This window comes from Burkholderia sp. BE12 (genome assembly GCF_002959955.1).
In the GTDB taxonomy this organism is placed as follows: Bacteria; Pseudomonadota; Gammaproteobacteria; order Burkholderiales; family Burkholderiaceae; genus Burkholderia.
On record NZ_PREY01000055.1, the window covers coordinates 1 to 24,721 of the forward strand.

The following is a 24,721-nucleotide window of genomic DNA, read 5'->3' on the forward strand; positions in this document are numbered from 1 at the left end:
GGGTTGGGGTGAAGCATTCGGTCATCTGATCAATCCCGTCACGTTCGCCGCGCTCGAAGGCCCGGTCGGCCGCTGGTTCAAGGGCGCCGAATTCGAGCCGACGCGGCACGGGATCGCCGCGTTGCGTTTCGCGGCCGATCGCGCGCTGCATGCGTTCGGGCGCACCGGACCGGTGCTGTATGCATTGTCCGCGATCGACACGGCGCTGCACGACCTCGCCGCGCAGGCGGCCAGCGTGCCGCTGTATCGCTGGCTCGGCGGTCATCGCGACGAGATCGACGTGTATGCGAGCCTGGTCAGCTACGATAACGACCCCGACGAAGTCGCGCGCCACGTGCGGCGTGCGTCGGACGAACAGTTCCGGCGCATCAAGCTGCACGAGACGCAACATGCGGCCATCGCGGCCGCGCGTGCGGCGTTGCCGGCCGGCAGTGAGCTGATGGTCGACGTGAACTGCCCGTGGACGGCGAACGACGCGCTGCGGCACGTGAGCGAACTTGCCGACCTGCGGCTTGGCTGGATCGAGGAACCGGTGTGGCCGTGCGACGACGCGGACGGCATCGCGCGTGTGCGTGGTGCCGGCGTGCCGATCGCGGCGGGCGAGAACGCGTCGGGCGTCGCGGGCTTTCGCGACCTGTTCGAACACGGCGCGATCGACGTCGCGCAGCCAAGCATCGCGAAGATCGGTGGACCGACCGGCATCGCGGAAGTGATCGCGCTCGCGGCGGAGCACGGCGTGCGGGTCGTGCCGCACTGTTTCTATTACGGAGCGGGGCTGCTGGCGACCGCGCACGTGGTCGCGACGCTACCGGACGATGTCGCGCTCGAAATTCCCTATCTCGACTGGCCCGAGCGCCTGCATGACGCGCAGCGGCCCGGCGCGCGGCTGCGCTTGCCCGATGTGCCCGGGCTTGGCTTCGTGCCGGACGAAGCGGTGCTGGCACGCAACACGATTGCGCACGCGACGATCGGTTGAACGCAGGAACGGTGCGCTCGGCGCAAACGGAAATCAGGAAGCCGGGCGGATGCGCAGGCACGTTCCCGGCTCGACAGGAGACAACATGAAAACGCGTTACCGCTGGTGGATCGGCGCGCTGCTGTTCGGCGCCGGCATGCTGAACTATCTCGATCGCGCGGCGCTGTCCGTCGTCGCGCCGATCATCAAGCGCGAACTCGGCATTGACGACGCGCAGATGGGTATTCTATTCAGCAGCTTCTTTATCGGCTACTGCGTGTTCTGCTTCGTCGGCGGCTGGGCCGCTGACCGGTTCGGGCCGCGTCGCGTGTTCGCGTGCGCGGCCGGCGTGTGGTCGCTGTTCTGCGGGGCGACCGCGCTGGCCGGATCGTTCGCACACCTCCTGATCGTGCGCGTCGCGTTCGGGATCGGCGAAGGGCCGATGGGGACGACCACCAACAAGGCGATCTCGAACTGGTTCCCGCGCCGCGAAGCGGGGCGCGCGGTCGGCTGGACCAACGCGGGGCAGCCGCTCGGCGCGGCGATCGCGGCGCCGATCGTCGGTCTGGTCGCGCTGCAGTTCGGCTGGCGCGTGTCGTTCGTCGTGATCGCTGCGCTCGGCTTCGTGTGGCTCGCCGCGTGGTGGGCGTTGTTCCGCGACGATCCGGCGAGCCACCCGCGCGTGTCGCCGGAAGAGGCGCGCGAGATCGCATCCGACCGGACGATCGACGTCGCACCGGATGCGCATGCGGACGATCGCGCCGCGCGTCCGCTGCGGCGCGATCTGTTGTCGCGGCCGGTGCTCGGCGTCGCACTCGCGTTCTTCAGCTTCAACTACGTGCTGTATTTTTTCCTGTCATGGCTGCCGAGCTACCTGACCGACTACCAGCATCTGAACATCAAGCAGATGAGCGTCGTCGGGATCCTGCCGTGGCTCGGCGCGACCATCGGATTCGTGGCCGGCGGCACCGTGTCGGATCGCATCTACCGCCGCACCGGCGACGTGCTGTTCGCGCGCAAGATCGTGATCGTCGTCGGGCTCGCGGTCGCGGCGGCCTGCGTGCTGCTAGCGTCGCGCGTGAGCTCGCTCGGCGCGGCCGTCACGCTGATCGCGATCGCGAGCCTGTTCGCGTTCATGGCGCCGCAGGCTTGCTGGTCGCTGCTGCAGGAAATCGTGCCGCGCGAACGTGTCGGCTCGGCGGGCGGGTTCGTTCACCTGCTTGCAAATCTTGCGGGCATCCTCTCGCCGAGCGTGACCGGTTGGCTCGTTCAGTATGGCGGTGGGTATGCGAGCGCGTTCGTGCTCGCGGGGGCATCGGCGCTGGCCGGTGCACTGATTCTGACGTTCACGGTGCGCGCGCGGGCCGTTGTGCAGATGCGTGGGGCTGCCTGACGAAGTAATCCGTTGAACTAGCAACGCGGGAGTGGGTGTGACCTGATTTAATCATCGTCGGTTGATGAAACCCGCTCAGCTATACCCAGCCCGCCGAAGCCGAGACAAACTGCCATCGGCAACTTGGAACAGCCACCGCTGAGTCGGCATCAAGTTAAACCGACCAGCCTCCCCGATTTGACCCTGAACCAGAATTAGTCGCGGTCGGAAGTAGAGATTCCCGGCTTGGTTGAGTTGTCACGCGAGGTGGACTCCCTTGCCTGACGGGCGAATTCGACGGGCGTCATCCACTGCAATGCAGAGTGGGGACGAACCTCGTTATAGTACGTGGAACGTTGTCTCGTCGCCGTAGATCAGGTTCGATTCGAGCAGCGCGTCGTACATCAGATTAATCACCGGTTGCGTGGCGGGTCGCACCGCGACCACGGCTGGCGGCCGACGTGTTCGATGAGATATCGCCGCCGAAGCGACGCAGGAGCGTGGCTTGGCGTAACCGCGGCGCGCCAAGCTTTTTTAACATACCAACACAGCGCGCCGGGATGGGAATCCATCAAAGCACTGTAGTGACAACCTTCTTGCGGAGAAAGGCAAGCAGCGAAGTCTTCGAGAGATCGTGCCCTGAGCCGCTATTCTTGAATCCTCCCCATGGCAGCCGCGCATCCAGCGGACTCCAGCCATTGATCGCAACCGATCCTACGTTACGCGCGCCGCGATACGATGTGCATTCGTCAGATCTCGCGTCCAGATCGTCGTGGACAACGCAAATTCCGAGTCATTGGCAATCTGTACGGCTTCGTCGATAGAGTCGAAGGGTATGATCATCCCGACGGGGCCGAAGATCTCCTCCTGGGCAATCCGCATGTCGTTTCTGACATCGACGAAGATGGTAGGCCGCACGAAGTAGCCACGCTCAGGTAGCGGTTCATCGCCTGCGATGAGACGCGCGCCTTCTTCCTGTCCGATGCGAACGTAATCAAGTACCCGGCGCCTGTGCCCTGCGTTGATGAGCGCACCCATGGACGCACCTTCAGTCAGCGGATCACCGATGGAAACGGATTTTGCTGCTGCGGCGAGCTTTTGCGCAAATTGATCGGCGAGTGAACGATGCACGAGCACGCGAGAGCCGGCCGCGCATGTCTGCCCTGGTTGATGAAAAGACCCATCGCCACACCTTGCACGGCCGATTCCAGGTCGGCATCGGGAAGCACTATCTGAGGTGCTTTGCCGCCCAGCTCGAGCGTAAGCTTCTTGAAGTTGCCCGCGACATCCGCCGCGATGGTTTTTCCAACCGCCGTGCTACGGTGAAGCTTATTTTATCGACGTCCGCGTGATTGACCAGAGCACGCCCCACGCTGGGTCCGCCGCCGTTGACGATGTTGACCACGCCATTGGGGAAGCCCGCCTCCTCGATCAATGAAGCAAGCGCAGAAACGGCGAGCGGCGCTTCCTCGGACGGTTTGATGACCACGGTGCATCCTGCCGCGACAGTTCCGGAAATCGGGCGAGATAGGCCGTGTCCTCCCCACCGTGCCGCACGCCGAGGTGGCTGCTTTTATGGATGCCGTCCTGGCCGAGGCGCACCGTGCGGATTGGCATTGCCGCATCTCTTCGATAGCTAGCCAGTCGGGCAGCACGACCACCCTACGTTGCGCAGAGACGTGCAGCAGCATCCGCCCGGTCTGCTCGGCGGTGCGGTGAGAATTGGGCGTGCAGTGGGCAGGAACCTGCGTATAGAACGACGTGCGTTTCAACACTCGAGGCTCATCTCGATGGTCTGTAGTATTTCGCCACAAATCGAGCCTCTGCGAGGGTATTTCCATGCAGTTGATAGGCGACGAGCGCTGGACCTGACGTCGGCTTTGCGTCGATTTCCGGAACGGAAAGCGCGAATACCGTGACGACATACCGATGAGATTCCCCTTGAGGCGGACAAGGTCCGCCGTACTTCGACTCACCGAAATCCGTCAGCGTTTCCAACGCACCCGCCGGCATCAGTCTCGCGTTCCCCGAAGCGCCCATCTCGATCGAAGACACCGATGGCGGGATATTGACGACCGACCAGTGTGTCCATCCAAGCCCGCGCGTCGGCGCATCAGGATCGAACATAGTCACGACGATGCTTTTCGTCCTGGACGGAACGTGGGACCACGAGATGTGAGGAGAAACGTTTTCGCCACGACATCCGAATCCGTTGTAAACCTGGCCGGTCGCGAATCGTCCATCACGGCCGAGGCCGTCAACCTTGACCGAAAACGTCTCAGAACAAGCGATCGCCGGCATGACTGCAAGAAGCGTAGTGCCGATGCCTTTTCGAAGAAGAGTCAAGATTTCCATGGGGCGCCTCATCAAAGAGTTCAGTGCGCCGTCTCGTATAAACAGGGCGACGCTGGATGTATCGGATATGCGACTATCGTGGAAGCGGATTTTGGGTCATGGTCGAGAGGATGAGTAGAGCGGGAAGTGCACTCACCGTGTTGTCACGACAACAACAATCGGAAGACAGCGGGAAAACAGAGACGTCCTCAATCCAGCATCTGCCGCACACAGTCCACGCTTAGTCCGATCGGATATGAATAACGACACGCTGATCTTCGACGCGCCGCGCCACCGCTTACAGAAGATTGCGTACCAGATGTTTCGTCGCGGATGCCGAGGACATCGTGCAGGACGTATGGCTGCGCTGGCACGACGCGGCGCGCGACAGCATCGAGAATGCCGAGGCGTGGCTCGTCGCGATCACGACGCGGACGTCGATCGATCGCCTGCGCGCGGCGAAGCTCCGGCGCGAGCACTATGCGGGTATCTGGCTGCCCGAACCGGAGCTCGGCGAATCGCCCGCGACGCCCGAGGAAATGACGGAGCGCGCGAACGACGTGTCGGTTGCGTACCTGCTGTTGCTCGAACGACTGATCGGCGACGGCGGCGGTCATATCCAGAGCTTCCCGAAACCGATGGTCGGCGGCCGGCGGATCGCTCAACTGTTCTATGCGACGTGGTTGCGCTGCGGCAGCGGTGTCGAGATGCGGCCGGTCGTGCTGAACGGCCAGTGGGCGATGCTGCGCTTCATCGGCGGACAACTCGAAGCGGCGATGTCGTTCGAGACCGACGGTACGCGCATCGGCCGGATTCTCGTGCAGCGCAACCCCGACAAGCTCGCCCGAATCGCAACTGCCTGCGCGGCCGGCTGACCCGCGCAGCGCACGCCGGCGCCGGCCGCGGCCGCGGTCGAGCGCGGATTGGTGCAGCGCACGCAACACGATGCGTCCCTGTGCGTGGCTACCGCGCACCGGCGCACACTCCTAAGATGATTTCGCGCGACGTCATGGCGCCGCGTATCAACTACATTCAACAGTCGCCCGAGCTGTTCCGGAAATTCCTCGAACTCAGCACCAGCTGCGTAGCAGCGCGATCGAGGAATCGATCCGCGATCTCGTGTCGCTCCGGGCGTCCCAGATCAACGGCTGCGCGTTCTACGTCGACATGCACGTGAAGGAAGCGCGCATCCACGGCGAGCGCGAGCTGCGCCCTCCCAGCAAAAGGAAAGCCCAATGAATCAGAATGCGGATGGCATTGCAGATCTCCGGCGTCTTGTGATTTTGTTGAGCGACAGACTGGAAACGGTTTCTGAGGAGGTGGTCAGGCTGATGTGTCGTCTCGACGCGTATCAAATGGTAATGGAGGGGTTGATCTTGGCGCCCCCTGATTGGCAAACTGTTTTTGCGTGAGGTCTACCTTCAGGTTGAGCAAGTTGTTCAGATTCCTGTGGCTGATTCAGACGCGCGAGAGCGGTACCTTGATCAGATCATGGAGCAATTAGGTCCGTTGCTGGTTGACCTCGTTCGGCGACGTCCGCAAGCGAATTGAGCTAGCCTCGCGATACGGCAGGACAGGCTGCGGTGAAATCCCCTCTCCAACAGCGGGGGATTTATTCGTTATTTTCTCGTGTTTGCTTCAACACCGTCAGCGAAGAGGTTTGTTCACGGATGGCGGTCCGCCGTCGGTAGTAGCGCGGCGAAACGGTCGGCGAGCGTCGGGCGCGACCGTGCGGGCCAGATAGCGCTCAGCTCGAAATTCGGCAGCGCGGCGCCGTCGCGAATCGGGCTGTATGCGACCCCGTCGAACGCGAACGCGTGGATCGACGTCGGCAGCAGCGACACGCCGCAGCCGGCGGCGACGCATGCGACGACGGTCAGCGTGCGGTTCACGTCGAGCACGATGTCGACCGGATGCCCGGCCTGGCGGAACGCACTGAGGATGCCCGCGCGGATCAGCGGCAATTGATCGTGCGGAAACCACACGAGGCCGGCCGCGGCCAGATCGGCCAGCGTCACCGTGCCGTCTGGCTGGCGTGGGAACGCCTTCGGCAGCACCGCGACGAGCGGATCGCGCCGGATCATCTGCTCGCGCATCCGGCCGTTCACCGCGACCGGCGTATGCAGCAGCCCGATGTCTATCTCGCCGCGCTCCAGCGCGATCGCCTGCTCGGCATTGCTCATTTCGCGCATCACGAGTTCGACGTCGGGCGTGCTTTCGCGCAGCGCACGTATAGCGCGCGGCAGCGTGTCGAACAACGCGGCGCTGACGAAGCCGATGGTCAGACGCCCAGCGCGCTGCGCACCGATTTCGCCCGCCCGATGCGCGGCCGCGTCGAGCCGCGCGACGCTCAGGCGCAGGTCGTCGACCATCGCGAGCCCGGCCGGCGTGAGCGTCGCGCCGCGCCGCGACCGCTCGAACAGCCGGACCCCCAACTCATTTTCCATCCGGTTCAGCGCCTGGCTGAGCGCCGGCTGCGCAATGCCGAGTTCGCTGGCGGCGCGCGTAAAGCTGCCGGAATCCGCGATCGCGAGAAAGTAGCGGACGTGCCTGATTTCCATAAGCGTGTGTTATGAATAATTATCCGAAACATAGTAGCGAATTATCCAAATGATTCATAGGATGCACATCGGGCGTCGTCGAACCCGGCCGCGCCTCCGATAGCGGCGCGATCAGGCGGCGCACGGCGACGACACGAGGAGACCTCCGTTGACCTGGATGCGCGAACTCTCGACGACCGAACGGCGCACGTTGCGCGGCTGTTTTGCCGGCTGGGCGCTCGATGGCCTCGACACGCAGATGTTCAGCCTGGTGATCCCGGCGCTGCTCGCGACCTGGAGCATCGGCAAGGGGCAGGCCGGGCTGATCGGCGGCGCGACCCTCGTGTCGGGCGCGCTCGGCGGCCTGCTGGCCGGCGTGATCGCGGATCGCTACGGGCGCGTGCGGGCGCTGCAGATCACCGTGTGCTGGTTCTCCGCCTTCACGTTCCTGAGCGCATTCGCGCAGAACTTCGAGCAGTTGCTGGTGCTGAAGGCGTTGCAAGGGCTCGGCTTCGGCGGCGAATGGACCGCCGGCGCGGTGCTGCTCGCGGAGACGGTCGGCGCGCGCCATCGCGGCAAGGCGATGGGCGTCGTGCAGAGCGCGTGGGGATTCGGCTGGGGCGCGGCGGTGCTGCTGTACATGATCGTGTTCGCGTGGCTACCGCCCGAATGGGCGTGGCGCGTGCTGTTCGCGATCGGCGCGCTGCCCGCGCTGCTGGTGCTGTATATCCGCCGCGCGATTCCGGAGCCGCCGCGCGCGACGCCTGCGCCCGCGAACGTAGACGATGCGCCGACGGTGGGCATCTTCGACCGCTCGGTGCTGCGCACGACGGTGGTCGGCGGCCTGATCGGCGTCGGCGCGCACGGCGGCTATCACGCGATCACGATCTGGCTGCCGACCTACCTGAAGACCGAGCGGCACCTGTCGGTGCTCGGCACCGGCGCGTATCTCGCGGTCGTGATCGTCGCGTTCATCTGCGGCTGTTTCCTGAGCGCGTATTTGCAGGACCGGATCGGCCGGCGTCGCAACGTGATGCTGTTCGCCGCGTGTTGCGCGGTGATGGTGAACCTGTACGTGTTCCTGCCGCTGAACGACGTCGCGATGCTGCTGCTCGGGTTTCCGCTCGGCCTGTGCTCGGCCGGCATTCCGGCGACGCTCGGCACGCTGTTCAACGAACTGTATCCGCAAAACGTGCGCGGCCGCGGCGTCGGGTTCTGCTACAACTTCGGCCGTATCGTGTCGGCGGGCTTTCCGGTGCTGGTCGGGCGGATGGGCGAATCGCTGCCGCTCGGCACGGCGCTCGGCATCGATGCGGGCATCGCGTACGGGCTCGTCGTGATCGCGGTGTGGTTCCTGCCGGAAACGCGCGGGCGCCGTCTGCCCGACGCGGCTGCCGGTCCGGGCGCGGACGGCGACACCCGCGCCGGCGCATCGCTGTAGTTTTCGTCCTTCGTTCATTCCGTCGCCTGTCGCCCGCTGCCGGGCCGGGCACCTCTTGCAGGCAAGTCGTCATGGATCGAGCAGTCAATCCGCCGGTCGAACCGGTTTCAGCGGCGCCGGATACGGCCGCGTGGTACGCGTCATCGACGGCCGTCGCGGCGGTCGACGCCCATGCGCACGTGTTTGCCCGCGGCCTGCCGCTCGCGCCGGTCGTGCGCCATGCGCCCGACTACGATGCGTCGCTCGACGCGTACGTCGCGCATCTCGCCGCGCACGACATCACGCACGCGGTGCTGGTGCAGCCGAGCTTTCTCGGCACCGACAATACGTTCTTCGTCGACGTGCTGCGGCGCTACCCGAGCCGCTTTCGCGGCGTCGCGGTGGTCGATCCGGTGCTCGACGACGACGCGCTCGCCGCGCTGGACCGCGCGGGCGTCGTGGGCATGCGGCTCAATCTGGTCGGCCTGCCGATTCCGGATTTCGGGACGCGGGTGTGGCGCGCGCTGTTCGCACGCATCAACGCGCTCGGTTGGCACGTCGAGATTCATCGCGACGCGGCCGACCTGCATGCGATAGCCGCGAGCCTGCTCGGGCAGGCGTGCACGCTCGTGATTGACCATTTCGGCCGCCCGTCGCCGGCGCTCGGCGAACGCGATCCCGGCTTCCGTCACCTGCTGTCGCTCGCCGATACCGGCCGCGTGTGGGTGAAGCTGTCGGCCGCGTACCGGAACAGCCTGACCGGCGACGGCACCGACACCGCGCTCGGCGCGGCGCTGGCGCTGCGCGGCGCGTTCACGCCGGAGCGGCTCGTGTGGGGCAGCGACTGGCCGCATACGCAGCATCGCGAACGTGTCGATTTCGGCGCGACCTGCGCGGCGCTCGAACGCTGGCTGCCCGATGCCGGCGAACGCGCGCGCGTGCTGCGCGACTCGCCGCGCACCCTGTTTCGTTTCGACCAATGAGGCCTCGCATGACCGATTCCACCGCCCTTCGTCGCGCCGCTTTCCGGCGCAGCATCGCCGCCCGCCAGGGGCTGCTCGTCGCCGGCACGTTCAATGCGCTTAGCGCGCGGGTCGCCGCCGATCTGGGCTTCGGCGCGCTGTACCTGAGCGGCGCCGGCGTCACCAACATGTCGCTCGGCTTGCCGGATCTCGGCTTCGTCGGGCTCGGCGAACTGGCCGAGCACACCGCGCGCGTGCGCGACGCCGTCGATCTGCCGCTGATGGTCGATGCCGATACCGGTTTCGGCAACGCGCTGAACGTGCTGCATACGGTGCGCACCCTCGAGCGCAGCGGCGCCGATGCGATCCAGCTCGAGGATCAGGTGCTGCCGAAGAAATGCGGCCACTTCGCGGGCAAGGAAGTGATTCCGGCCGCGGAAATGGTCGGCAAGCTGAAGGCGGCCGTCGACGCGCGCGTCGATCCGAACCTGCTGATCGTCGCACGCACCGATGCGGCCGCCGTGCACGGCATCGACGACGCGATCGAGCGCGCGCACCGCTATGCGCAAGCGGGCGCCGACGTGCTGTTCATCGAGGCGATGGACACGCCGGAGGACGTCGAACGACTGCCCGCGCTGTTCGATACGCCGCAACTCATCAACATCGTGATCGGCGGCAAGACGCCGACCCGCTCGCGCGACGAACTGGCGCGCCTCGGTTACGGCGTCGTGCTGTACGCGAACGCGGCGTTGCAGGGCGCGGTGCATGGGATGCAGGCCGCGCTGACCGAATTGCGCGACACGGGCCGGCTCGACGAAAACCCCGCGCTCGTCGCGCCGTTCGCGGAACGGCAGCGGCTCGTCGACAAGGCGCGCTTCGACGCGCTCGACGCACGCTACGCGGGCGAGCAGCCGTAAGGCCGGCATGCGGCACGGGCGCTCGCCTGCCGGCCGCCCGAAACAGAACGAACAGGAGACAACCGTGACAACTTCCCCAACCGGGGCGGCCGACGCGCCGCCGCGCATCGGCTCGATCGTCGGCGGGCTCGCCGGCAACCTGATCGAGTGGTACGACTTCCTCGCATACAGCATCTTCTCGATCTATTTCGCGCCGTCGTTCTTTCCCGCCGACCGGCCGACCGTGCAACTGATGAATACCGCGGCGATCGCGGCGGTCGGCTACGTCGCGCGGCCGGCGGGAAGCTGGCTCGTCGGCCTGTACGCGGACCGGCACGGGCGCAAGGCCGCGCTGACGAAATCGGTGCTCGCGATGTGCGCGGGCTCGATGCTGATCGCCGTCACGCCCGGCTACGCGACGATCGGCATGCTCGCGCCGGCGCTGCTCGTCGCCGCGCGGCTATTGCAGGGCCTCAGCATGGGCGGCGAGTACGGCACCAGCGCGACCTACCTGAGCGAGATCGCACCGCCGAACCGGCGCGGCTTCTACGTCGGCTTCCTGCAGGTGAGCGTGGTCGCGGGCCAGCTCGTCGCGCTCGGCCTGATGCTGGCGATGCAGCGGATCTTCGCCGGCACGCACGACATCGAGCGCTGGGCCTGGCGGATTCCGTTCTTCGTCGGCGGCGTGCTCGCATTGTTCGCGCTGTACATGCGCCGCAACGTCGTCGAGAGCGATGCATTCGTCGCAAGCCGGGCGCGCGCGGCGAAGACGCGCGTGACGGCCGATCTCGCGGCGCACTGGCGCGAACTGCTGCTCGCGATCGGCATCACGATCGGCGGCACCGTCGCGTTCTATACGTACACCGTCTATATGCAGAAGTACCTGGTCAACTCGGTCGGCCTGCATAAGGAAACGGCGACCTGGATCTGCACGCTCGCGCTGTTGCTGTACATGCCGCTGCAGCCGCTGTTCGGCCTCGTATCGGATCGCGTCGGGCGCCGGCCGGTGCTGCTGTGGTTCGGGCTCGGCGGCACGCTGCTGTCCGTGCCGATCTTCACGACGCTCGGGCATGTGCACGAGCCGCTTGCCGCGTTCGCGCTGGTGTTCGCGGGGCTCGTCGTGCTGAGCGGCTTCACGTCGGTACACATGCTGGTCAAGGCCGAGCTATTCCCGCCGCAAATCCGCGCGCTGGCGGTCGGGCTGCCTTATGCGCTGACGACGGCGATCCTCGGCGGCACGACGGAGTTCGTCGCGCTGCGGCTGAAGGCGGGCGGCAACGAGACGATGTTCTTCTGGTACGTGGCGGCGTGCGCGGCGATTTCGCTGATCGTGTACTGGCGGATGCCGGAAACCCGTCCGGCACCGCGCGCGCCGGCGGCGCGGCCGGCGGTGGGCGCCGCCGCACCGCGTTGAATTGGTGCGAAGCCGCATGCGAAACGCTTATGGATAAATAACACCGGCGTAATGCTTCGCCGCGGCGATTGCTTCTAGTATCTGCAGAACGCCGGCGGGCTGCCTGGCCGCCGGCGGCGAGCAGACGAGACACACGACCTACATTAGTACATCTAAAAGAATGGAGTCGAGTCAATGATCCAACTATCCGAGGGCCAACGGATATCCACGCACGACGGCGTACCGGGCGGCGCGCCGCCACGTCCGCCGATCCCGGTGCATCCCGTGTTCAAGGCGTACAACCGGTCGAAGCTGGACGACCTCCCGCAGCTCGCGAGGTTGCCGCCGCGAATGCGCGAGCAGATCGGACTGGTCGCGCGCGTGCTGCCGTTCAAGGTCAACCGTTATGTCGTCGAGCAACTGATCGACTGGACCAACGTCCCGGACGATCCGCTGTTCCGGCTGACGTTTCCGCAGCCCGACATGCTTGCACCCGACGATCTCGGCGAGCTGGCCATGCTGTCGCGCGACGCGGCGCGCGGTGCCGACCTGGACGCGCTGATCGGGCGCCTGCGCGCCCGGATGAACCCGCATCCGGCGGACCAGCGGCTCAACGAGCCGGAGCTCGACGGCGAGCCGTGCCCGGGCATCCAGCACAAGTACGCGCAGACGGTGCTGTACTTCCCGAGCCACGGGCAAACCTGCCATGCGTACTGCACGTTCTGCTTCCGCTGGCCGCAATTCGTGGGCGATGCGTCGCTGAAATTCGCGTCGAGCGAAGCCGCGCGGCTGCACGCGTACCTGCGCGCGCACGGCGAAGTGACCGACCTGCTGATGACGGGCGGCGATCCGATGGTGATGAGCGCGGCGCGCCTGCGCGAGTACCTGATGCCGCTGCTGGAGCCCGGGCTCGAGCACGTCGGCAACATCCGGATCGGCACGAAGGCGCTGACCTACTGGCCGTACCGTTTCGTCAGCGATCCGGATACGCCCGAGCTGCTCGCGCTGCTGCGTACGCTGATCGATGCCGGGCGCAACGTGACGGTCATGGCGCACCTGAACCACTGGCGCGAACTGTCGACGGAGATCGCCGAGCAGGCCGTGACGAACCTGCGCCGCATCGGCGTCGTGATCCGCTCGCAGGGGCCGGTGCTGCGCCACATCAACGACGACGCGGAAGTCTGGCGGCGCAACTGGGTCGGGCAGGTGCGGCTCGGCATCGTGCCGTACTACATGTTCGTCGAGCGCGATACGGGGCCGCGCGGCTATTTCGAGCTGCCGCTCGCGCGGGCGCTCGATATCTACAACACCGCGATCGCGTCGGTGTCGGGGCTCGCGCGCAGCGCGCGCGGCCCGTCGATGAGCGCAGGCCCCGGCAAGGTCGAGGTCGCGGGCACGCTCGAGCTGCAGGAGCAGCGCTACTTCCTGTTGAATTTCCTGCAGGCGCGCGATCCGCGCTGGCTGCGCCGGCCGTTTCTCGCGAAGTATTCGGCGACGGCCTGCTGGCTCGACCAGCTCGAACCGCCGGATGGCGAGCCCGCGTTCTTCTTCGACGCGCCGTACCGTGCATTCGTCGACGCTCGTCAACGCCAACTGGAGCACGCATGAGGACGCCCGGAACACGAACCGCCGATGTCGCGATCGTCGGCGGCGGCTACACGGGGCTGTCCGCCGCGATCCACCTGGCGGAGCAGGGCGCGACGGTCGACGTTTGCGACGCTGATCCGCCGGGCGACGTGCCGAGCGCATTCAACTTCGGCTCGGTCGCGAGCGTCGCGCCGGCGCTGCCGCGCGGCCCGGTTTCGGCCGCGCACGCGCAGGCCGCCGAGCGCACGGCGGCGCAGGCCATCGTCTACCTGAAGCGCTTCGTCGACAGCCGCAACCTCGCATGCGGCTGGACGTATCCCGGCCACATCACGCTCGCGTGCGACGACGCGTCGGCGGTGCAACTGGCGCACCGGTTCGCGTATTACGCGGCGCAGCCGGATGCGTGCGTCGCGTGGCTCGACGCGCAGGCGGTCACGCAGGAAACCGGCGCGGCGCACGCGATCGGCGGGCTGCTGAACCTGCGCTTCGCGCTGATCCGGCCGCGCGTGCTCCGCGATGCGATGCGGGTACGGGCCGCGACGCTCGGCGTGCGGATCCGGCGCGGCGCGCGCGTGCATGCCGTGGAGCTCGCGTCCGGTGCGGCCGTGCTCGATCTCGGTGACGCGACGGTCGACGCCGGCGCCGTGCTGGTGTGCGCGGAGGACGCATGGTCGCTGCTGCCGGCCGACGTGCGCCCGCCGCTCGAGCGCTACGGCACGCACCTGCTGGCGACCCGCATCCTCGACGACGCGACGCAGCGCCGTATTTCGCGGCAGCCGCGCGTGTACGGCACGGTGTCCGCCGACAAGGACTATTTCCGGCTCGACGAGCGCGGCCGGCTGCTGTTCGGCAGCCGGCTCGGCCTGTCGGCCGACGTGCCGCCCGCGGGCGTCGAGGCCGCGTTGCGCGCGCGGCTGGCCGCGTATTTCCCGGCGCTCGAACACGCGCACGTCGAGCACGTATGGTCCGCGCCGCTCGGCTTCACCGCGTCCGGCGTGCCGCACGTCGGCATGGCCGGGCGGCTGGGCTGGTGCGGCGGCTATTGCGGCAGCGGGATCGCCACGGCCGTTCACGGCGGCGCGGCGCTGGCCGCGCGCGTGCTCGGCCACACCGACGACGTTGCTTTTCACGATTCGATCACCGGTGTCGGGGAGGCGCGATGAACACTTTCGAATTCCAGACGCTCGACGGCGCGAAGCCGCGGGCATTCGCCGGCGAAGAAGTCGACGTGCTCGGCATCGGCGTCGGCCCGTTCAACCTGAGCCTGGCGGCGCTGCTGGCGCCGCTGGACGGCCTGCGTTCGCTGTTCGTCGAGCGCCGGCCCGAGTTCCGCTGGCATCCCGGGTTGATGCTCGCGGATTCGTCGCTGACGACCAGCTTCCTGAAGGATCTCGTGACGCTGGCCGATCCGTGCAGCCGCTACTCGTTCATTGCGTTCCTGCAACGCACCGAACGACTGTATTCGTTCGCGAACGCGCGTTTTCCGACCGTGCGCCGCCGCGAGTTCGAACAGTACATGCGGTGGGTGTGCGCGTCGCTCGACAACCTGCGGTTCGACTGCGAAGTCGAAAGCGTCGTGCGCGATGGGCGCGCGCTGCGCGTCACGACCTCGCACGGCGTCGTGCGCACCGCGAACCTGGTGGTCGGCGTCGGCCTGCGCCCGACCGTGCCTGCCTGCGCGCGGCCGCACCTGGGCGCCGACGTGCTGCATTCGTCGCAGTTCTGCACCGTGCGGCCGGCGCTTGCCGGCCGGCGCGTCGCGATCGTCGGCGGCGGCCAGAGCGGCGCCGAGCTCGCGCTGCATCTGCTCGGCCTGACGGGTGACGACGCGCCTGCGCACATCGCCTGGCTGACACGGCGCGAGAACTTCCTGCCGATGGACGACTCGCCGTTCGTCAACGAATGGTTCGTGCCGCAATACAACGAACATTTCTCGCGGCTGTCGCCGCAGCGCAAGCGCGACGCGCTGGAGACGCAGCGCCTCGCGAGCGACGGCGTCACGTTGCCGCTGCTGACGGCAATCTACCAGCGGCTCTACGAGATCACGCACATCGAGGGGCGTCCCGGCCATTGCGCGCTGATGCCGGGCCGCAGCATGGCGAACCTGCACCGCGCGGACGGCGGTTTCGTACTAAGCGTCGACGACGGCACCGGCGTGCATGCGCCGCTGCATGCGGACGTCGTGCTGCTCGCGACGGGCAGCGAATTCCAGATGCCCGGTGCGCTCGAATCGCTGCGCTTCGAGATGCACACGCGCGACGGGGCACCGGAACTTGACGACGACTACGCGGTGCGCTGGAACCGGCCGAGCGCCGCGCGAATTTTCTTCCAGAACGCCGCGCGCACGACGCGCGGCATCGCCGACCCGAACCTGAGCCTTGCCGCGTGGCGCAGCGGCCGGATCGCCAACGCGATCGCGGGCGCGTCCATCTACGAGGTCGGCACGCCGCCGGGATTCGTCGACTGGCCGCACGGCGACGCGCCGCAGGCCGCCACCCAACAACTCGTGAACTGACAGGAGCACACCGCCATGACCCATGCACCGGCCATGCTGTATCTCGACACACGCGCGCTTCCGGGCGAGCGGATCGCCGAAATCGACGCGGCGCGCAGTCTCGGTCTCGACCTCTATGTGGCGACGCCGACGCCGGACGCATTCCGCTCGTTCGGCTGCGCGGGCATCATCCCGACGCGCCTCGGCGATTACGACGCGGCCGAACGGACGATTCTCGACTACCTGCACGAACATCGCGTCGAGTTGTCCGGCGTCGTCGCGTGGAAGGATCTCGAAGTCGTGCTCGCGAGCCGGCTGTCGCATCGGCTCGGCTTGCGCGGCACGGCGCCGGATGCAGCGCTCAACGTGCGCGACAAGGCCGCGACCCGCCGCGTGCTCGACGCGGTGCCGAATGCGAACCCGCGCTATGCGGTGGTCAGCAGCGAAGCCGAATTCACCGCCGCGCTGAAGCGGATCGGCGCGCCCGCGCTGCTCAAGCCGGCCGGTAACTCGGGCAGCCGCGGCATCTTTCCGGTCGATGCGCTCGCCGATCCCGTCGAGGTCTATCGTGCGTTTCGGGCGTACAACTCGCCGGAGAAGGGCGAGATGTTCAGCCTGTACGGCGATCACGCGCTGCTCGAGGAACAGCTGACGGGCAGCGAGCATTCGGTGTCCGGCGTCGTCGCGCAAGGCCGCGTGGCGATCAACGCGATCATCGACAAGACCTTCGACCGGTCGATCCCGATCCAGTACGAGAACGTGACGCCGTCGCTGCTGCCGGCCGACACGCAGGCGGCGATCCGCGACATGGTGCGTGCGGGTGTCGCGGCGACCGGCATCGACTGGTGCGGCTTCCACGCCGACGTGATGGTGACGCGCGACGGCCCGAAGATTCTCGAGATCGGCGGGCGGCTCGGCGGTGAGTTCATCAACTCGCATCTGATCCCGTACAGCGTCGCGGGCTTCTCGCCGTACCGCACCGTGCTGGATCTCGCGCGCGGCGCGATCGACGGCCCGCTCGACGATCGCCTCGGCACCGCGTCGACGCGCGCGGGCCAGCGCATCGTGATGCCGCCGGGGCTCGGGCGCATCGCCCGCGTCGAGGGCTTCGAGCGGCTGTGGCGGCGGCCGGAACTGCGCTTTCTGCAGGTCGTCGCCGGCAAGGGCGCGCAGATGGCGTTGCCGAAGGACGTGTTCAAGGCGTACGAGATCGCGTACCTGATCGCGCAGTGCGAGCTCGATCGCGACATCGTGGCGCTGCTGCGCGAGCTCGCGGCCGACGTGACCGTCACACTGGACTGACCCGGAGGCCATCATGCCGATCGACACGATCCGCGACCCGCGCCATTATCTGCTCGTCCCCGCGATGCCGGCGCCGAACGGGCGCCTGCACCTCGGTCATATCGCGGGCCCGTACCTGCGGCTCGACATGCTTGCGCGCCATCTGCGCAGCCGCGGCGAGGTCGCGCGCATCGCATGCGCGAGCGACCCGTACGATTCCTACATCCCGCTGCGCGCCGGGCAGGCCGGCATCAACGCGGCGGCGCTCGCGCGGCAGAGCTGCGCTGGCATCGTCGACGATCTCGCCAACATGAACATCGACGTCGACCTGTTCGTCGATCCGCTCGGCGATGCGCATCACGACGCGTACCTCACCGCGCATGACGGGCTCGTCGCACGGCTGGCCGCGCAACGGCGCGTGTCGACGGTGCGCGAACGCATGCCGTATTCGGCCGCGCGCGACGCATACGTGACCGGCAGTTTTCTGCTGGGCCATTGCCCGCAGTGCGCGCGCGACGTGTCGGGATTCTTCTGCGAGGACTGCGGCGCGCATTTCCAGCCGGAAGACGTGCGCGAACCGTCGGCACGCTGGGGCGAGCCGCTCGCGATGCGCGAGCAGGACAACCTGTTCTTCGACATCGCGGACCCGGCCGCGCTGGTCGCGCAACTGGTGGGCACCGAGACCGCGCCGGTGTTCGTCGATATCGCGCGCCGCCATCTGGCGCGCGACGGCGCGCGTTTCCGCCTGACGAGCCATGCCGGCTGGGGGTTGCCGTATGTGCTGGACGGCGACCCGCGTACGCTGTTCGGGCACGGGCTGCTGTTCGGCGCGATCCGCTTCGTCGGCGATCTCTACGCGCGCAGGCACGGGCTGCGCGCCAACCCGTTCGATCGCGATTCGGACGTGATCACCGTCAACGGCTTCGGGATCGACAACTGCGTGTCGCATCTGGTCGGCATCCAGGCGATGGCGATGGCCGACGGCGTGTCGAAGCCGTTCGACCGTTTCGTGATCAATCATTTCTACACGCTGGAAGGGCGCAAGTTCTCGACGAGCCTGCGTTGGGCGATCTGGGTCGAGGATCTCGCGGCGCGCACGCGCGTGCCGGCCGATGCGGTGCGGGGCTTCGTCGCGTCGACCAATCCGGTTGCCGGGCGCACGGACTTCGACCGCGATGCGTTCTGCCGGTTCGTGAACGGGCCGTACGCGACGGTGCGGCGGCATGTGGCCGAGGCAATCGGCGGACCGCTTGCCGCGCGGGTGCCGACCGACGAGACGGTACGGGCAGCGGAGGCGGCATGGCGCGACGCGCGGCGAGCGATGGAGTTCGCGACGTTCGACCCGACGGCGATGGCCGGCATCGTCGAGCGCTGGAGCGCGCGCTTCGACGGCGCGCGCGCGGCCGGCGACCTGTACGGCTGGACCAAGGGTTTCGCGCTGCTCGCCTGGCCGCTGATGCCGGCGCTCGCGCAGACCGCGTGGCGGGCGCTCGGGTTGCGCGGCGAGCCGAACGCGGGCGACTTCGCACGATTGTCGTCGCCGGTCGTCACGCCGCTGGCGAACTTCGACCCGATTACGCCGGGAGATCTGGCGGCGGTCCTGCCGCCCGGCATGCGGGAGGTCGCATGATGGAAGGCGCACTCGAAGGATTGCTGATCGTCGACCTGACGCGCGTGCTGGCCGGCCCGTTCTGCACGATGTTGCTGGCTGATCACGGCGCGCGCGTGATCAAGGTCGAACGGCCGTCGACCGGCGATGATGCACGCGCGTACGGCCCGTGGTACGGCGGCAAGTCCGCGTATTTCGCGTCGCTCAACCGCGGCAAGGAGAGCATCGCGCTCGATCTGAAGGATCCGTCCGATCGCCGCGTGCTCGACGCGCTGCTCGAAAAGGCCGACGTCGTCACCGAGAATTTCCGGCCCGGTACGATGGCGCGCATCGGCTACGACTGGGACACGCTGCACGCGCGTTTCCCGCGCCTGATCTACGGCAGCGCGTCGGGCTTCGGCCATACCGGCCCGTTTCGCGATCACCGTGCGTACGACATGATCGTCCAGGGGCTCGGCGGGATCATGAGCGTGACGGGCGAGCCCGGGCGTATGCCCGTGCGGGTCGGGCCGTCGATCGGCGACCTGGCGGCCGGCCTGTTCCTGACGACCGGGCTGCTGATGGCGCTCGTGCGGCGCGGGCGCACCGGGCTGGGCTCGAAGGTCGACATCGGCATGTTCGACTGCCAGCTCGCGCTGATGGAATATTTCATCGGCCGTTACTTCGCGACCGGCGAGGTCACGGGGCCGGTCGGCAGCTATCGGCCGGCGATCGCCCCGCCGTTCGGCGTCTACCGCGCGGCGGACGGCCCGCTCATCATCGCGGCCGGCAACGACAAGCTGTTCCGGCTGCTGTGCGACGCGCTCGGCGTGCCGGCGCTCGCGGCCGACCCGCGCTTCGCGGGCAGCGAGGCGCGCAAGGATCACGAGGCCGAACTCGAACGCACGCTCAACGGGCTGCTGGCGGCGCACGGAGTCGCGGCCTGGTGCGAACGGTTCGCGCGCGCGGGCCTGCCGGCCGGCCCGATCAACCGGGTCGACCAGGCTGTCGTTCATCCGCAGACGGCCGCGCGCAACATGCTGATCGACGTCGACGATCCCGACGTCGGTCCGTACCGGCTCGTCGGGACGCCGATCAAGATTTCGGGCTGCCCCGACCCGGCCACGCGCCGGGCGGCGCCGGCGCTCGATCGCGACCGCGACGCGATTCTCGCGGAACTGGGCCTCGTCGGCGCGGAGGTGCACGATGAACGCGCGTAAGTTTCCGCACGTCGACGCGTTGGCGCCGGAGTCGCATGTGCCGGGCGTCGTGTTGCGCCAGGCCGATTTCGCCGGGCTCGGCGATGGCGAGATTCCGTTTCGCGGCGGCCTGTTTACGGTCGAGCCGAACTGCACGTCGCGGCTGGATGTTCACGCGGTACGCGAATGCTGGATGATCGCGCAGGGCAGCGGCCGGCTGACCTACGACGGCGAACCCGTGCGCGTGCGGGCCGGCGACGTGTTGTATTTCGAATCGCACCGCTCGCACCAGGTGCAGAACGACGGCGCGACGCCGCTCGTGATCAGCACCGTCTGGTGGCAGGCCGATGCGGTTTGATCTCGCGATCATCGGCGCAGGCGTGACGGGGGCGACGATCGCGCACGTCGCGGCCCGGCATGCGGGCGCGCTGCGCATCGCCGTTTTCGATGCGCGGCCGGCCGTGCAGACGGCCACGGCGCTGTCGGCCGGCGTGGTTACGCCGTTCTGCGGCAGCGGCGAGCGTCGCGCGCGATCGCTGGTCGCGCACGCGTACTACGGTGCATGGGCGCAGGCCGGATGCTGCGTGCGTGCCGCGCCGTTCGCCTTCGTCGCGTCCGCACCCGACGCGGGCGGCCCGTTGCTCGTGCCGCCGGTAGCCGATGATCGGCCGGACCCCGGCGCCACACCGCTCGGCGCGCTGCCGGCCGGCGCGCGCCTGTGGCGCGGCGGCCGCGCGTGGCTGGTCGACGTGCCGCGGCTGGTCGCGCACTACCTGACGGGCGCACACGCGGTCGAGCGCTTCGATGTGCCGGTCACGCACGTGACGCACGATCCCGGCGGCTGGACCGTCGTCGCCCACGGCGTGACGCTGCGCGCCGACCGGCTGATCCGCGCCAGCGGCCCGTGGCCCGCCATCGACGGCGAAGCCGGCGTCGACGCGGGAATCGACATCGTCACGAAGAAGATCGTCGCGTTCGATGTCGACGGCCGCGGCTGGCCGCCGCCGGCGGATGCGCCGGTCGTCTACCTGCCCGACGCGCAGGCCTTTCTCGCCCCGGTACATGCGCGGCGCGGCTGGCTGTTGAGCATCACGTCGCACGCGTGGGGCTGCGCCGCCGGCGCGCGCGTCGCGCCGAGCGCCGATGAGCGCGCGCACGCGCACGCGCTACTCGACCGTCATTTCCCGGGCCTGCGCGATGCGCATCTCGCCGCGCGTACGGCGGTCGACGGGTACACGGCCGACCGCAATCCGCGCGTCGCGCCGATCGGCCCCGATGGCTGCGCGGTGGCCGGCGCGTCGGGCTCCGGCGTGCGCTTCGCGCCGGCCCTCGCGTACGAGGCGCTCGCCGCCGTCGGGCTGCCGTTCGAACCCGATGCCGCGACGACCGCACCCGAGCCACCGCTTTGCAGCGGGGCAGATAAACCTGCTGCTTCCCTCACCGAATCCTTCCAGCCATGCATACCGAACTCGCCTGGGTCGCCGTCGCACCCGCCTTTGCCCTGATCTGCATCGGCATCGCCGTGCGCCGCCTCGCGCTGGTCGATGCGGCATTCTGGCCGTCCGCCGAAAAGCTCACCCACTACGTGCTGTTTCCCGCCTTCCTCGTGCATTCAATCGGTCTGGCCGGCCCGCTCGACGCGTCGTCGAAATCGACGATCGTGCTGCTGACGGGGCTCACGCTCGCGGTGCTGGCCGCCGTCGTGCTCGGCTGCCGATGGTGTGCGGTGCCGCACGCGTCGTTCACGTCGATCGTCCAGGGCTCGATCCGCTTCAACAGCTACATCTTCCTGTCGGTCGCGTCGGGGCTACTGAGCCGCGCGGACTACGGGATCGCGGCGGTCGTCGTCGCGTACATGGTCGCGATCTCGAATACGCTCGTGCTGTTGTCGTTCGAGCATGGCCAGACCGGCGGCCGCGGGCTCGTGCGGATCGTCGGCAAGGTGGCGGCGAATCCGCTGATCGTCGCGAGCGCGTTCGGGATCGTGCTGAACCTGACCGGCTGGCGTCTGCCCGCCGCCGTGGACCAGACCGTCGACGTGCTCGGCGGCGCCGCGCTGCCGTTGAGCCTGATCTGCGTGGGTGCCGCGCTGCGACTGCCGCTGCCGCGCAAGGAGGCGGCACTCGTGCGCGCGGGGCTCGTGACCACCGCGATCCGGCTGGTCGGCTTTCCGCTGCTCGCGCTGACCGCGACCAAGGCATTCGCCGTGACGCCGTTGTCCGGGAACCTGATCCTGCTCTATTCGGTGCTGCCGTGCGCGAGCAACTCGTACGTGCTGTCCACGCAGTACGGCGGCAACCATCGGCTGATGGCGTTCGTTGTCGCGCTGTCGACGGTGCTGTCGTTCGTCCCGATATTCCTCGTCGCGCGCACGATGTAGGCTGATGTGCCGCCTCGCGACCGGCGGGGCCGCGCCGTTCACCCTCAATCGAAAAAAAACCAGGAGACACCCATGATTTCGAGGCGGTCGTTCAACCGCGCACTCGCCGGCATCGCAATGGCCGAAGTGCTGGGCGGATGCGCCGGCACGACGCCGGATCGGCGGACGGTTACCGGTGTCGACGCGCACGCGCACGTGTTCCTGAAGTCGCTGCCGCTCGTGCCGGGCCATCGCTACACGATCACGTACGACGCGTCGCTCGACCAGTACCTCGCGATGCTCGACCGGCACGGCATGTCGAATGGCGTGCTGATCCAGCCGAGCTTTCTGGGCACCGACAACCGCTATCTGCTTGCCGCGCTGCGCGCGCAACCCGCCCGTTTGCGCGGCATCGTCGTGATCGATCCCGCGCGCGATGCGGAGCAGGTTGCCGCATGGACGCCGCTCGGCGTGCGCGGCATCCGGCTGAACCTGATCGGCGAACGCGATCCGGATTTCGCGGGTGCGGCGTGGCGCGCGCTGTTTCCGCTGCTGCGCGCGCATGGCTGGCAAGTCGAGCTGCATGCGGAGGCCGCTCGATTGCCGGGGCTGATGCCGCCGCTACTCGATGCGGGCGTCGACGTCTCGCTCGACCATTTCGGCCGGCCCGATCCGCGGCTCGGGATCGACGATCCCGGCTTCCGCTATCTGTTGACGACGGCGGCAAGCAAGCGCGTCTGGGTCAAGGTGTCGGGCGCCTACCGGAACGACCGCCCCGACCGCTGGCAGGCGTCCGGGCTGACGGCGATGCGCGCGCTGCGCGACGCGTTCGGTACGCAGCGGCTCGTGTGGGGCAGCGACTGGCCGCATGTCGGATACGAGAAGGCCGTCGACGATACGCTCGCGTACCGGTATCTGGCGACGCTGCTGCCGGACGAGGCCGGCTTCCGGCAGGTGATGGTAGATACGCCTGCGGCTTTGTATCGATTTAACGTGGAACTGTGATTTTCCTCGGGAGCGCTTTCCTTAGCGGCAGGCGGTACTAGGCAACGCCGACGACTCCCAAATGCGTCGGGTAGGCGCAGCCCAAGTAATAGATCTGCCGATCCGAATGAAGCGCGACGCGATATTACGTCGTCTCCGCTTTCATAAAATCGGATACACGGGCGAGCCCTCGTCCTCGTTGAAGCGCCGTTCGCTTGTTTGCATATCCGATGCGCTTGCACCCCTATGTTGAGTGTGCTTCGATGCGGAAACGTTATGTCGTTGACCGTGGCCGGCCGTTGCCGCACCGTGACCAGACCGCATGCACGCGCGAGTTGCCCGCTCCACAGGGTCGCGAGCTACTCAGCTGACTGCAGACGATCGAGCGCCAGGCGATCGCCCAGTAGCGCCAGCGGGTGCCGGCCGAGCGTGAAGCCAATCGCGTTGTAGTCGGTCACGATCTCTTTGCCTTCGGAAGCCTGCGGCAGCGCCGGCACCGCGTCGTCGCGCTCGGCGCCGCGCAGCAGATCCCGATCGGGCACTGCGGCGGCCGCCAGCCAGAGCGCGGCACGCCGATTGCCACTGGCGAGCGAGCGTAGCGCGTTAGCGCGCGCATGCACCTGCAGGTCGTGCCGGTCGGGCTGGGCTCGGCGCGCGAGATCTGCGACGTCGACGAACGGTCGCGCGGCGTGTGCGGGCCACGGCTTCGCGCATGCCCAGCAGCAGCGAGAAGCTAAGCCGCACTGGCTCCGATACGGTCAGCCCTTCGATCGTGGGGCCCCCTTGGTCACGTTCACGTCGACGGACAGCACCTGGACGCCATGACGTCGCGCGTCCTGCAGCAGCTTAGAGGGTTTGAAAAAACTCAATCGATCGCATGGGCCACACGGCGACGCGGAACTTGCACGCTCCTCGCATGGCTATAGGAATTGATATCGATCGAGGTCTTCAATTGGGCGCGCGTATACCCTAGGTATCGGGGAACGCAATGCTTTGATATGTTTATTTCAAAATGTTTCAGAATAAGAGCTTGTGAGAGCCGAAGTGCAAAATAGGCGTAGGGAAACTGTCATTTTTTTGCCTTGTGCACTTTGTGACCTATCAGTACGACAGGTGCATCCGGGGGCAACATGCGTCATCCGAAATTCCAGCTTGGCCGTCGCCAGGGCAGGGGAGTAGCGCACTCTTTCATCCGAGGAGCTATGGCTCTGGCGCTGATTGGTGTCAGCGTGACCTGCTCCCCGCATTTAGTACGGTGACGGTGTAGAGTCCGTTCCAGAGAGGAACGGCAATGAAAAAGCGATTCACCGAAGAACAAATCATCGGCATCTTGAAGGAAGCCGAGGCTGGCCTGAAG

The 24,721-nt window shown here is 67.5% G+C and carries 22 protein-coding genes and 6 pseudogenes; 19 read left to right on the plus strand and 9 right to left on the minus strand.

Annotated features, from left to right (window positions below; all coding sequences use genetic code 11):
• Positions 1-976 (plus strand): mandelate racemase/muconate lactonizing enzyme family protein (locus tag C4B30_RS33780; protein ID WP_105133621.1); only part of this gene is annotated, 976 nt, incomplete at its 5' end.
• A gap of 85 nt (positions 977-1,061) precedes the next feature.
• On the plus strand, positions 1,062-2,348 hold the full coding sequence (locus C4B30_RS33785; RefSeq protein ID WP_027786221.1) for an MFS transporter: 1,287 nt from the start codon (positions 1,062-1,064) through the stop codon (positions 2,346-2,348).
• Positions 2,349-2,542: 194 nt separating this feature from the next.
• On the opposite strand, the pseudogene C4B30_RS36245 reads toward C4B30_RS33785, so the two are convergent.
• From C4B30_RS36245 to C4B30_RS33800, 6 genes and pseudogenes are all read right to left on the minus strand, one after another.
• A pseudogene (locus tag C4B30_RS36245) lies at positions 2,543-2,674 on the minus strand (hypothetical protein); the annotation flags it as partial.
• Positions 2,670-2,847: pseudogene (locus C4B30_RS35990) on the minus strand (IS66 family transposase); the annotation flags it as partial. The pseudogenes C4B30_RS36245 and C4B30_RS35990, both read right to left, overlap by 5 nt.
• A gap of 51 nt (positions 2,848-2,898) precedes the next feature.
• Positions 2,899-3,625 (minus strand): annotated as a pseudogene (locus C4B30_RS36340) (aldehyde dehydrogenase family protein).
• Positions 3,556-3,816: an aldehyde dehydrogenase family protein gene (locus tag C4B30_RS36160; protein WP_256980730.1), complete on the minus strand. Its 261-nt coding sequence runs from the start codon at positions 3,814-3,816 to the stop codon at positions 3,556-3,558. Before C4B30_RS36160 ends, C4B30_RS36340 begins: the two are co-directional and overlap by 70 nt.
• Positions 3,759-3,944 (minus strand): hypothetical protein, encoded by a 186-nt coding sequence (locus C4B30_RS35745; protein ID WP_175888594.1) that lies wholly within the window; start codon positions 3,942-3,944, stop codon positions 3,759-3,761. Before C4B30_RS35745 ends, C4B30_RS36160 begins: the two co-directional genes overlap by 58 nt.
• Before the next feature lie 165 nt (positions 3,945-4,109).
• Positions 4,110-4,682 carry a YbhB/YbcL family Raf kinase inhibitor-like protein gene (locus C4B30_RS33800; RefSeq protein ID WP_080681410.1) on the minus strand — a complete coding sequence of 191 codons (573 nt, stop codon included), beginning with the start codon at positions 4,680-4,682 and terminating at the stop codon, positions 4,110-4,112.
• 235 nt (positions 4,683-4,917) lie between these two features.
• On the opposite strand from C4B30_RS33800, the pseudogene C4B30_RS33805 reads away from it, so the two are divergent.
• The 3 genes and pseudogenes from C4B30_RS33805 (at position 4,918) to C4B30_RS35495 (ending at position 6,073) form a co-directional block, all read left to right on the plus strand.
• A pseudogene (locus C4B30_RS33805) lies at positions 4,918-5,536 on the plus strand (sigma factor).
• 134 nt (positions 5,537-5,670) lie between these two features.
• A pseudogene (locus tag C4B30_RS33810) lies at positions 5,671-5,873 on the plus strand (carboxymuconolactone decarboxylase family protein); the annotation flags it as partial.
• 23 nt (positions 5,874-5,896) lie between these two features.
• Positions 5,897-6,073 carry a hypothetical protein gene (locus tag C4B30_RS35495; RefSeq protein WP_155257383.1) on the plus strand — a complete coding sequence of 59 codons (177 nt, stop codon included), beginning with the start codon at positions 5,897-5,899 and terminating at the stop codon, positions 6,071-6,073.
• Between the two features lie 252 nt (positions 6,074-6,325).
• On the opposite strand, the gene C4B30_RS33815 is transcribed toward C4B30_RS35495, so the two are convergent.
• On the minus strand, positions 6,326-7,222 hold the full coding sequence (locus C4B30_RS33815) for a LysR family transcriptional regulator (RefSeq protein ID WP_027786218.1): 897 nt from the start codon (positions 7,220-7,222) through the stop codon (positions 6,326-6,328).
• 157 nt (positions 7,223-7,379) lie between these two features.
• Between C4B30_RS33815 and C4B30_RS33820 the strand changes: the two genes are divergently transcribed.
• The 14 genes from C4B30_RS33820 (at position 7,380) to C4B30_RS33885 (ending at position 23,385) form a co-directional block, all read left to right on the plus strand.
• The gene (locus tag C4B30_RS33820; RefSeq protein ID WP_227789574.1) at positions 7,380-8,642 is read left to right on the plus strand and encodes an MFS transporter; all 1,263 of its coding nucleotides are present in this window, start codon (positions 7,380-7,382) and stop codon (positions 8,640-8,642) included.
• A 71-nt stretch (positions 8,643-8,713) separates the two neighbouring features.
• Positions 8,714-9,604 (plus strand): amidohydrolase family protein, encoded by an 891-nt coding sequence (locus C4B30_RS33825; protein WP_027786216.1) that lies wholly within the window; start codon positions 8,714-8,716, stop codon positions 9,602-9,604.
• 8 nt (positions 9,605-9,612) lie between these two features.
• Positions 9,613-10,500, plus strand: coding sequence for an isocitrate lyase/PEP mutase family protein (locus tag C4B30_RS33830; protein WP_027786215.1), 888 nt, complete (start codon positions 9,613-9,615; stop codon positions 10,498-10,500).
• Between the two features lie 7 nt (positions 10,501-10,507).
• Positions 10,508-11,893: an MFS transporter gene (locus C4B30_RS33835; protein ID WP_152777542.1), complete on the plus strand. Its 1,386-nt coding sequence runs from the start codon at positions 10,508-10,510 to the stop codon at positions 11,891-11,893.
• A gap of 174 nt (positions 11,894-12,067) precedes the next feature.
• Positions 12,068-13,480 carry a KamA family radical SAM protein gene (locus C4B30_RS33840; protein ID WP_027786213.1) on the plus strand — a complete coding sequence of 471 codons (1,413 nt, stop codon included), beginning with the start codon at positions 12,068-12,070 and terminating at the stop codon, positions 13,478-13,480.
• Positions 13,477-14,622, plus strand: a complete 1,146-nt coding sequence (locus C4B30_RS33845) for an NAD(P)/FAD-dependent oxidoreductase (RefSeq protein WP_027786212.1) — start codon at positions 13,477-13,479, stop codon at positions 14,620-14,622. Before C4B30_RS33840 ends, C4B30_RS33845 begins: the two co-directional genes overlap by 4 nt.
• Positions 14,619-15,974: a lysine N(6)-hydroxylase/L-ornithine N(5)-oxygenase family protein gene (locus tag C4B30_RS33850; RefSeq protein WP_027786211.1), complete on the plus strand. Its 1,356-nt coding sequence runs from the start codon at positions 14,619-14,621 to the stop codon at positions 15,972-15,974. The genes C4B30_RS33845 and C4B30_RS33850 overlap by 4 nt, the downstream gene beginning before the upstream one ends.
• A 15-nt stretch (positions 15,975-15,989) precedes the next feature.
• Positions 15,990-17,255: an ATP-grasp domain-containing protein gene (locus tag C4B30_RS33855; RefSeq protein ID WP_027786210.1), complete on the plus strand. Its 1,266-nt coding sequence runs from the start codon at positions 15,990-15,992 to the stop codon at positions 17,253-17,255.
• 13 nt (positions 17,256-17,268) lie between these two features.
• Complete coding sequence (locus C4B30_RS33860; protein WP_027786209.1) at positions 17,269-18,864, plus strand: methionine--tRNA ligase; 1,596 nt, start codon at positions 17,269-17,271, stop codon at positions 18,862-18,864.
• On the plus strand, positions 18,861-20,042 hold the full coding sequence (locus C4B30_RS33865) for a CaiB/BaiF CoA transferase family protein (protein WP_027786208.1): 1,182 nt from the start codon (positions 18,861-18,863) through the stop codon (positions 20,040-20,042). The genes C4B30_RS33860 and C4B30_RS33865 overlap by 4 nt, the downstream gene beginning before the upstream one ends.
• The gene (locus tag C4B30_RS33870) at positions 20,029-20,379 is read left to right on the plus strand and encodes a cupin domain-containing protein (protein WP_051421435.1); all 351 of its coding nucleotides are present in this window, start codon (positions 20,029-20,031) and stop codon (positions 20,377-20,379) included. Before C4B30_RS33865 ends, C4B30_RS33870 begins: the two co-directional genes overlap by 14 nt.
• Entirely contained in the window at positions 20,369-21,526 is a 1,158-nt protein-coding gene (locus C4B30_RS33875; RefSeq protein WP_027786207.1) for an NAD(P)/FAD-dependent oxidoreductase, read from the plus strand. Before C4B30_RS33870 ends, C4B30_RS33875 begins: the two co-directional genes overlap by 11 nt.
• Positions 21,478-22,401 carry an AEC family transporter gene (locus C4B30_RS33880; protein WP_027786206.1) on the plus strand — a complete coding sequence of 308 codons (924 nt, stop codon included), beginning with the start codon at positions 21,478-21,480 and terminating at the stop codon, positions 22,399-22,401. Before C4B30_RS33875 ends, C4B30_RS33880 begins: the two co-directional genes overlap by 49 nt.
• A 72-nt stretch (positions 22,402-22,473) precedes the next feature.
• Positions 22,474-23,385 (plus strand): amidohydrolase family protein, encoded by a 912-nt coding sequence (locus C4B30_RS33885; RefSeq protein WP_027786205.1) that lies wholly within the window; start codon positions 22,474-22,476, stop codon positions 23,383-23,385.
• Between the two features lie 248 nt (positions 23,386-23,633).
• Here C4B30_RS33885 and C4B30_RS36255 read toward each other — a convergent pair.
• Together C4B30_RS36255 and C4B30_RS36005 are read right to left on the minus strand one after the other, a co-directional pair.
• A pseudogene (locus C4B30_RS36255) lies at positions 23,634-24,233 on the minus strand (helix-hairpin-helix domain-containing protein); the annotation flags it as partial.
• A gap of 266 nt (positions 24,234-24,499) precedes the next feature.
• The coding region (locus tag C4B30_RS36005; protein WP_234015489.1) for a hypothetical protein at positions 24,500-24,721 on the minus strand (222 nt) is incomplete at its 5' end.

What these genes read in the sequence shown, in the direction of transcription:
- C4B30_RS33860 (WP_027786209.1), top strand. Translation starts at nt 17,269, where the DNA reads ATGCCGATCGACACGATCCGCGACCCGCGCCATTATCTGCTCGTCCCC.
- C4B30_RS33785 (WP_027786221.1), top strand. Translation starts at nt 1,062, where the DNA reads ATGAAAACGCGTTACCGCTGGTGGATCGGCGCGCTGCTGTTCGGCGCC.
- C4B30_RS33845 (WP_027786212.1), top strand. Translation starts at nt 13,477, where the DNA reads ATGAGGACGCCCGGAACACGAACCGCCGATGTCGCGATCGTCGGCGGC.
- C4B30_RS33855 (WP_027786210.1), top strand. Translation starts at nt 15,990, where the DNA reads ATGACCCATGCACCGGCCATGCTGTATCTCGACACACGCGCGCTTCCG.
- C4B30_RS33840 (WP_027786213.1), top strand. Translation starts at nt 12,068, where the DNA reads ATGATCCAACTATCCGAGGGCCAACGGATATCCACGCACGACGGCGTA.
- C4B30_RS33835 (WP_152777542.1), top strand. Translation starts at nt 10,508, where the DNA reads ATGCGGCACGGGCGCTCGCCTGCCGGCCGCCCGAAACAGAACGAACAG.
- C4B30_RS33825 (WP_027786216.1), top strand. Translation starts at nt 8,714, where the DNA reads ATGGATCGAGCAGTCAATCCGCCGGTCGAACCGGTTTCAGCGGCGCCG.
- C4B30_RS35745 (WP_175888594.1), bottom strand. Translation starts at nt 3,944, where the DNA reads ATGCCAATCCGCACGGTGCGCCTCGGCCAGGACGGCATCCATAAAAGC.
- C4B30_RS33830 (WP_027786215.1), top strand. Translation starts at nt 9,613, where the DNA reads ATGACCGATTCCACCGCCCTTCGTCGCGCCGCTTTCCGGCGCAGCATC.
- C4B30_RS33815 (WP_027786218.1), bottom strand. Translation starts at nt 7,222, where the DNA reads ATGGAAATCAGGCACGTCCGCTACTTTCTCGCGATCGCGGATTCCGGC.
- C4B30_RS33850 (WP_027786211.1), top strand. Translation starts at nt 14,619, where the DNA reads ATGAACACTTTCGAATTCCAGACGCTCGACGGCGCGAAGCCGCGGGCA.
- C4B30_RS35495 (WP_155257383.1), top strand. Translation starts at nt 5,897, where the DNA reads ATGAATCAGAATGCGGATGGCATTGCAGATCTCCGGCGTCTTGTGATT.
- C4B30_RS33885 (WP_027786205.1), top strand. Translation starts at nt 22,474, where the DNA reads ATGATTTCGAGGCGGTCGTTCAACCGCGCACTCGCCGGCATCGCAATG.
- C4B30_RS33800 (WP_080681410.1), bottom strand. Translation starts at nt 4,682, where the DNA reads ATGGAAATCTTGACTCTTCTTCGAAAAGGCATCGGCACTACGCTTCTT.
- C4B30_RS33820 (WP_227789574.1), top strand. Translation starts at nt 7,380, where the DNA reads ATGCGCGAACTCTCGACGACCGAACGGCGCACGTTGCGCGGCTGTTTT.
- C4B30_RS33870 (WP_051421435.1), top strand. Translation starts at nt 20,029, where the DNA reads ATGAACGCGCGTAAGTTTCCGCACGTCGACGCGTTGGCGCCGGAGTCG.
- C4B30_RS33875 (WP_027786207.1), top strand. Translation starts at nt 20,369, where the DNA reads ATGCGGTTTGATCTCGCGATCATCGGCGCAGGCGTGACGGGGGCGACG.
- C4B30_RS33865 (WP_027786208.1), top strand. Translation starts at nt 18,861, where the DNA reads ATGATGGAAGGCGCACTCGAAGGATTGCTGATCGTCGACCTGACGCGC.
- C4B30_RS33880 (WP_027786206.1), top strand. Translation starts at nt 21,478, where the DNA reads ATGCATACCGAACTCGCCTGGGTCGCCGTCGCACCCGCCTTTGCCCTG.